Source organism: Pyrococcus sp., assembly GCF_030153625.1.
Lineage (GTDB): Archaea > Methanobacteriota_B > Thermococci > Thermococcales > Thermococcaceae > Pyrococcus > Pyrococcus furiosus.
Genome location: NZ_JASKLM010000024.1, coordinates 20,540 through 27,918 on the forward strand (window position 1 = coordinate 20,540; position 7,379 = coordinate 27,918).

General features: G+C 40.7%; 5 protein-coding genes. 1 reads left to right on the forward strand and 4 read right to left on the reverse strand.

Translation table 11 applies throughout. The features are described 5' to 3' along the window. Nucleotides 1-3 precede the first annotated feature (3 nt). Entirely contained in the window at nt 4-1,674 is a 1,671-nt protein-coding gene (pheT, locus tag PWP39_RS05545; RefSeq protein ID WP_011012127.1) for a phenylalanine--tRNA ligase subunit beta, read from the forward strand. A 169-nt stretch (nt 1,675-1,843) separates the two neighbouring features. Here the strand turns inward: pheT and tdh are convergent, their stop codons facing one another. The 4 genes from tdh to PWP39_RS05565 form a co-directional block, all read right to left on the reverse strand. Beyond that, nucleotides 1,844-2,890, reverse strand: a complete 1,047-nt coding sequence (gene tdh / locus PWP39_RS05550; protein WP_011012128.1) for an L-threonine 3-dehydrogenase — start codon at nt 2,888-2,890, stop codon at nt 1,844-1,846. A 79-nt stretch (nt 2,891-2,969) separates the two neighbouring features. Beyond that, the gene (locus PWP39_RS05555; protein WP_288073045.1) at nt 2,970-3,899 is read right to left on the reverse strand and encodes a type II secretion system F family protein; all 930 of its coding nucleotides are present in this window, start codon (nt 3,897-3,899) and stop codon (nt 2,970-2,972) included. Nucleotides 3,900-3,909: 10 nt separating this feature from the next. Further along, nucleotides 3,910-4,977 carry a type II secretion system F family protein gene (locus PWP39_RS05560; RefSeq protein ID WP_011012130.1) on the reverse strand — a complete coding sequence of 356 codons (1,068 nt, stop codon included), beginning with the start codon at nt 4,975-4,977 and terminating at the stop codon, nt 3,910-3,912. 12 nt (nt 4,978-4,989) lie between these two features. Then, a partial coding sequence (locus tag PWP39_RS05565; RefSeq protein ID WP_288073046.1) for an ATPase, T2SS/T4P/T4SS family occupies nt 4,990-7,379 on the reverse strand: 2,390 nt, incomplete at its 5' end.

Here is a 7,379-nt window from a genome sequence, read left to right on the forward strand (position 1 = left end):
GAAATGCCAAAGTTTGACGTTGCAAAATCAGACTTGGAAAGATTAGTTGGAAGAGAGTTTTCAGTTGAAGAGTGGGAAGACCTTGTTCTTTATGCTAAGTGCGAGCTCGATGACGTTTGGGAAGAAGATGGAAAAATATATTTCAAGTTGGACTCAAAAGACACTAATAGGCCAGATCTTTGGAGCGCTGAGGGCGTTGCTCGACAAATAAGATGGGCTCTTGGATTAGCCAAGGGATTGCCAAAATATGAAGTCGAGGAAAGTGATGTTGTTGTTTATGTTGATAAAAAGCTCAGAAACATAAGGCCCTACGGTGTTTACGCCGTAGTAGAAGGATTAAAGCTAGATGAAGAAGCCTTGAGTCAGTTAATTCAGCTCCAAGAAAAAGTTGCCCTAACCTATGGAAGGAGGAGAAGAGAAGTCGCAATAGGGATATTTGATTTTGACAAAGTAAAGCCCCCAATATATTACAGAGCTGCAGAAAAGACAGAAAAATTTGTCCCCCTTGGATATAGTGAGGAAATGACGTTAGAAGAAATCCTTGAAAAGCACGAGAAAGGAAGGGAGTATGGCCACTTAATAAGAGACAAGCCTTACTACCCACTTCTTGTTGATTCAGAAGGTAACGTCCTTTCAATGCCTCCAATAATAAACTCCGAGCTAACGGGGAGAGTGACCACAGAGACCAAGAATGTGTTCGTGGACGTCACGGGATGGGATCTGAGAAAAGTCATGTTAGCCCTGAATGTAATAGTCACGGCGCTCGCCGAAAGAGGAGGGAAAATCAAAAGGGTTAAAGTGATTTACCCTGACTTCGAGATCACGACTCCTGACTTGACTCCTAAAGAATTTGAAGTTAGTTTTGAGTACATAAGAAAGCTTTCTGGGTTAGAGTTAAGCAATGAAGAAATCAAGGAACTTTTAGAAAGAATGATGTATGAAGTTGAAATTCTCAGTGAAAACAAGGCAAAAGTAAAGTATCCAGCCTTCAGAGATGACATAATGCACACTAGAGATGTACTTGAGGATGTGTTAATTGCTTACGGGTACAATAATATAGACCCAGAAGAGCCAAAGTTAGCTGTCCAAGGGAGAGGTGATCCATTTAAGGACTTTGAGGATGCAATTAGGGATTTAATGGTGGGATTTGGTCTCCAGGAAGTCATGACTTTTAACTTAACAAGCAAAGAAGTCCAGTTTGACAAGATGAACATTCCAGAGGAGGAAATTGTTGAAATAGCAAATCCAATTAGTAGCAGATGGAGCGCATTAAGAAAATGGTTACTTCCAAGTTTGATGGAATTCCTTAGCAACAACACTCATGAAGAATATCCACAAAGGATATTCGAGGTTGGTTTAGCAACTTTGATAGACGAGAGCAGAGAAACTAAGACTGTTAGTGAACCTAAGCTTGCAGTAGCTCTAGCCGGAAGTGGATACACCTTCACCAACGCAAAGGAAATACTTGACTCCTTAATGAGACACCTAGGAATTGAATATGATATAGAAGAGACAGTGCATGGAAGCTTTATCCCAGGGAGAGTTGGAAAGATACTTGTGGATGGAAAGGAAATCGGAATCATAGGAGAGATTCATCCACAAGTTCTAGAAAATTGGAATATCCAAGTTCCAGTTGTTGCTTTTGAGATATTTTTGAAGCCTCTCTATCGCTGACTCTTCCTATATATTTTTTTGCACAGTTTAGCATTATTTCGAAATTTTCAAGGTTTACAGCAGTCTCTATTTCCATTCTCTCACCAAGATGTTGCATACAATAATGTAATATAAACATTTGGCAAAATATTTTGAAAAATAGACAAAAAATATTACAAATGTAAAGTATTCATTTAAGCATGAAAACAACTTTGCCAGTTTTGCCAGCCCTCATTAGCTCAAAGGCTTCTTCATACTTGTCAAATCCCTTGTACTTGTGAGTTATTATTGGGTCTATATTTAATTTTCCACTTTGGAGCAGTCTAGAGACTGTATACCAAGTTTCCCAAAGGTGTCTCCCAGTGATTCCGTAAACTGTCAATGCCTTGAATATTATAAGGTTGTTAAAGTCTATGCTCACTTTTCCTGGGAATAGTCCGAGAAGAGAAACCCTTCCAGCTGGAGTTACTGCCTGGAGTCCTTGCTCAAGAGCCTTTGGAGCACCGCTGAACTCCAAGAACACATCAACTCCGTTTCCGTCGGTTATGTCCATTACCTCCTTTACAACATCTTCTTCAAATGGATTTATTACGTAGTCTGCACCCACCTTCTTTGCCAAGTTTCTTCTAAATTCACTTGGCTCAGAAACTATCACAGGATAGGCTCCGGATGCCTTTGCCACTGCTATTCCAAGAAGTCCCAGGGGACCTGCTCCAGTAATGAGAACGCTCTTTCCGGCAATTGGGCCAGCAAGTACTGTATCCACAGCATTTCCCAATGGCTCTTGTAGAGTAGCATATTCGGGAGGTATGTTCTTTGGATTCTTCCAGACGTTTTGTGCTGGAACTACTGCATATTCGGCAAAAACACCGTCAGTATCTACTCCAAATATCTTTGTGTTTTGACATACGTGATATTGCCCTCTTTTACATGCGTAACACTTTCCACAGACTATGTGAGTCTCAACAGAAACGTAATCACCAACTTCAATTCCCTCTACACCTGGACCAACTTCCACAACCTCTCCTGCAACCTCATGCCCCATTATCTGAGGTGGCCTAATTCTTGTCTGAGCCCATTCATTCCATTCATAAATGTGCAGGTCAGTTCCACATATGCTTGTTGCAAGAATTTTTATTAGGACTTCCCCTGGCCCAGGTTTTGGTACATCTACTTCAACTAACTCTGCACCGTACTCTGGTTTTGTCTTCATGATAGCAACCATCTTCTCGGACATGGAAATCCACCCCTTTTATTCGTCACTATATCTAATGCAATGAGAATTTAAACGGTTTATGGAGATAAAATAATAGAAACTACAACCCTCCAATGTTGACCTTCGTTCCTCCCCAGAAAACTGCCCCCGCCATAATTGCTAGCAGAACTCCATAGCGAATTCCAGCTGAGAACTTCCCCTCCCTTATAATTCCAATCCCAATTCCACTAATGAATCCTTGGACTATTGAAAACAGCCAAAGTACAAGGGTTAGTTCAGATACTGGAATAGAAAGGCCCATTCCACTTCCAATCATGCCTCTTGCGATGTTCGAAACTACAGCTACTATAAAAGGACCAACAAATCCACTTGAAACAAGGAAGAACATCATCTGCATTCCAGTAGATGCCTTCCTTTCTTTCTGGATTCTTATTATTTCTCTTACGTCATTTGCCACTGCCACAAGCACATCGGCCATGGGAGCTCCTCTTTCTAAGGCCTCAATAATTATCATGGTTGATCTGTATATGACTGGAGATCTCTTGTTCCTTAGGGCAAAGGCTCTTAATGCTTCAACAGTAGGCCTTCCTCTCTTGATCTCTGAAACAGTTCTTCTAAACTCTAAGGTCAAGGCCCCAAATTTCGCTGAGGCTAATTCTTCTAAGGCCTCTGAGAATGACACACCGGCTCTTAGAGATCCAGCTAAATAAAAGAATGCATCTGGAAGAGCTTTTTCCATGTCTTCAATCCTTCTTGTGATTCTAATGTAGGGGTAGAAGTACCCAAATCCTCTAAAACCAGCCAAAATTCCCACTAGTAATCCAGGAATGGAAGAGGAGAAGATGTAGATCACTATTCCCAGGATTATCCCGATAAAGAGTGATATAACAAGATATTCAGAGGCTCTAAAGTCTATGCCTGCGGAATATAAAAAGAGATCATAGCGCTTGAGGAATTTACTGGGCAAAATTTTCTCCAGGGCATCAGTAAATGCAGTGGTTGATCTACCAGCTCTTCTCTCTTCAGCCACGTTACTCACCTCACCTGGGTTCAGCTCTCTTAATCATTGTTATCATTATCAAAGATAGCATTGGGAATGCGAATAACATTATTGCCACAAGCCCAGGAATTGATATTACCAAGGTTCTCGAAAGGATTGATCCAGCAAGTATAACAACTATGAACAACGTTGGCATTATTACACTCAAGAACATATACACAAAAGATAAACCATTAATTTTTTGGACGTATTCCATGAGCTTTAACCTGTACTCAAATGCAAATTCATCGGCCATCTTATAAAGGATATCTGCCAAATTTCCACCAAACTTGATTGCTCTTAGTATCTGCTTTGTAACTCTAGTTACATTTTCAGACGCCATCTTCATCTCAAATTTTGATAGAGCATCTTCAAAGCTAGCCCCTTTGTGCATATCTTGGACAATAAGATAGAACTCCTCTGAGATAACTCCATAATCGGCTTTAGCCACAGAAACAAATGCCTCTGCAATACCTATTCCTGCACTTAAGAGAGATGCAATATGTCTCAGAACATAGGGAAGGGCTTTCTCAACCTCCGCAACCCTTCTTCTCCATACAACTCTTGGATAGTATCTCATGTACCAAAATCCCCCTATAAATCCGAGGAGGCTTACCAATATTGAGATGTCAATTGGAAGATATAAGATTAGGGAGAATGCAAATGAAAATATGCCCACTAATATGGCAACTCCAAGCATTAAAGCCACATACCTCTCTCTACTCATGTTTATGTTAGCCCTGTATAAGTCTATGTCAAGTCCTTTAATTGAAGAACTTAGAGAGGAAACTGGACCTTTTAGATATTTTAGAACACCATCGGCAATTCTTTCGGATAGAGAAATCTGTCTAAGAGTCTTCTCACGCCACTCTATGGTATCTTCAATAAGTTTCTCTTCTTCTGACTCTTTTTCTTTCTCTATTTCCTCTCTCATCTTTTTTAAAAGCTCAAGTCTCTCCCTTATTGACATTCCCTCGGTAGAGATTCTACGAGTTGGAATCTCAACTACCTCTAGAGTTTTTCCGCCCAATCTATCTAAGAAATTAATAATTCCCTCTACAATCCCCATAACCCTCCCTCACTAGATGAATTCCTTTGCTCTCTTACTTGTTTCAATTGTTTCGGCTTCTCTTTCAATTTTCTTTAATAGCTCTTCTTCGTCAATATAGAATTCTTTAATGTAATAACCGACCTCATCAATTCTCCTTATTCCTTTCTCTATCATCCAGTCTAAAATTAATCTTCTCTTCTCAATTTCCCATTTAAGTTCTTCTATGCTAAGACCAGTATGATAGGAGAGGGTCTGAATAAATCTACTTGGAACTTCTGTTCTAATTAGTTCATCTTTCGCGGGATCATACTTATAGAGGAAGTTAAGTTGGATACTCTCTCCTTCAATCCCAGAAACTTCTGCTATCTCGGTTATCCTTCTTAGTGTTCCCTTCTTTCTTGAGTGGTATCTAACCTGCATAATAATTATATCCAATGCTGGAATCATAATCCTGGGAACGCTCATTGGAGGGCTCTCAAGCCTAATTATGGTCTCTCTAGCTGAATTAGCGTGAATAGTTCCCATACAGTTTGAGACTAGTATGCCATTTGCCACATAATTGTGGTCGTCCTCAACCGTGAGGTCATAGACGTACTCAATGCCAAGCTCCTTCGGATCAACTTCCTCAACACTTACGACTTCATCCCAGTAAACATCTCCCTCAGCTATCAATTGAAGCCTCTTGGCTCTCACCCAAGCTTCTTCGTTACCCACATCTTTAGCTATCTGCTGGAGAGCAAGGGCAATCCCCTTGAGCGTAGAGCGTCTTATCTCTTTGACCCTTCCCTTTTCTATATGCCTAATTAGGCTTTCAGAAACTTTTTCCCCTGCATAATAAGACGCTAACTTAGACAGCTCTGCAACAGTTAATCCCAACATTTGACGGAGAGGAGCTATCATATCACTGGATATCGGCACGCGGTAAGTTCTTCTTCCCCGATATGGCTTCTTAGTCCTTAATATCTCCATAAGTTTGGCCCTCTTTCTTGAGTGACGTAGGGGTATGAATTTTGCAAATTTAGCAAGATCTTCAACACCACTAATAATTACCCTGAACAGCTCGCCTTCTTTAAACCCTCTGCTCTTTACACGGGAAACTGTACTTATGATCCCCAACCTCTGAAGAACGTACCAAATCTTCCTTGCCACGGTTTCACTCTTTGTTACTAGGACTATGGAGGGCCCATTTTCATCTACGTACCCATCAGCGTCGAAAAGTCCAGCTATGAAGTATCTCATAAGATCGTCATTTGAAAGTACTACGTCTGGAATATCCCACATAGATTTTCTGCCCCTTGGTATTCCAAATATCCTTGAGAGCATTTCAGCAAAAATCTTCGAGCCAACAGTTACAATTGTGTAATCTCCGTTCTTCCTTATACTGGGGACATAGTTAGGGATAAAGTCCGAGACTACAGAGACAAAGGCATCCATGTAAGCTTCGTCGTCAAATGTAGCTGAGATGTAGTATCCATTCGATGATATATACCCATCACCGAGTATAACTCCAGCGAGATAGGATAACTTCTCATCAACTTCTCTGACTAATTTTACAGGATATGAATTTACTGAAAGAAGATATTGGGCCTTTTCTGGAGGAATACCATCGTTAGGAACTTTTATCATACCTTTTCCGTTCGGAACAAGGTAGTAATCACTTATTTTCACGTAAATTGCAGGGTCAACTACAGCTTTAGTTTGAGGAGGTGAAGGAGGTCTCATCATCACTGCAACTCTATCCCCAACTTTGAGCTTCTCGGCCTCTTTTCTGACTACGTCTCCATTGGAGAAGGCAAATAGCGGATGATTTCTAGTGAGGATTATTTCGTTGCCAGTTCTCGTCTTTATGCGTATTAGCTTTTCCCCCTCTCTGACCTTTCTTCTCCAAACTCTTGAGACAACATGTTTATTTGCCTTCAAATCTGGACTAACACTAACAACTTCAAAACGGTCTTCCTCGTTAAGCTCTATGTACTCAAGGTCTTTGTATGTTTTAATTTTCTCGGCATACTTCTTGAATAATTCCTCGACTAAATCTCCTATAAGTACAAATCTACCATTAGATAGTTGGATGACAGAGAAATCGTAAAGTGCTCCATCATGTCCCGTATTCATTGCCGTAAACATTGTTCTTGCTTCAGGTCCACGCACTTCACCCACAATGATTCTGTCTGGACGCATTCTTAAAGTGTTCTTTACGAGGTCATCCATAGTAATTTCTCCCTTCCCTTCAACGTTTGGAGGTCTAGTTTCAAGCCTTACCCAGTGCTCTATTGGAAGCTGAAGCTCTGCAGTGTCCTCTATACTTATTACTCTTTCGCTAGGTGGAATAAACATTGCTAGAGAGTTTAGAGTTGTTGTCTTACCTGAACCAGTTCCTCCTGCCACTAAGATATTTGCTGGCTTAACTCCAAGCCCAT

Coding starts and splice junctions, on each gene's coding strand:
- pheT (WP_011012127.1), top strand. CDS start 4: ATGCCAAAGTTTGACGTTGCAAAATCAGACTTGGAAAGATTAGTTGGA.
- tdh (WP_011012128.1), bottom strand. CDS start 2,890: ATGTCCGAGAAGATGGTTGCTATCATGAAGACAAAACCAGAGTACGGT.
- PWP39_RS05560 (WP_011012130.1), bottom strand. CDS start 4,977: ATGGGGATTGTAGAGGGAATTATTAATTTCTTAGATAGATTGGGCGGA.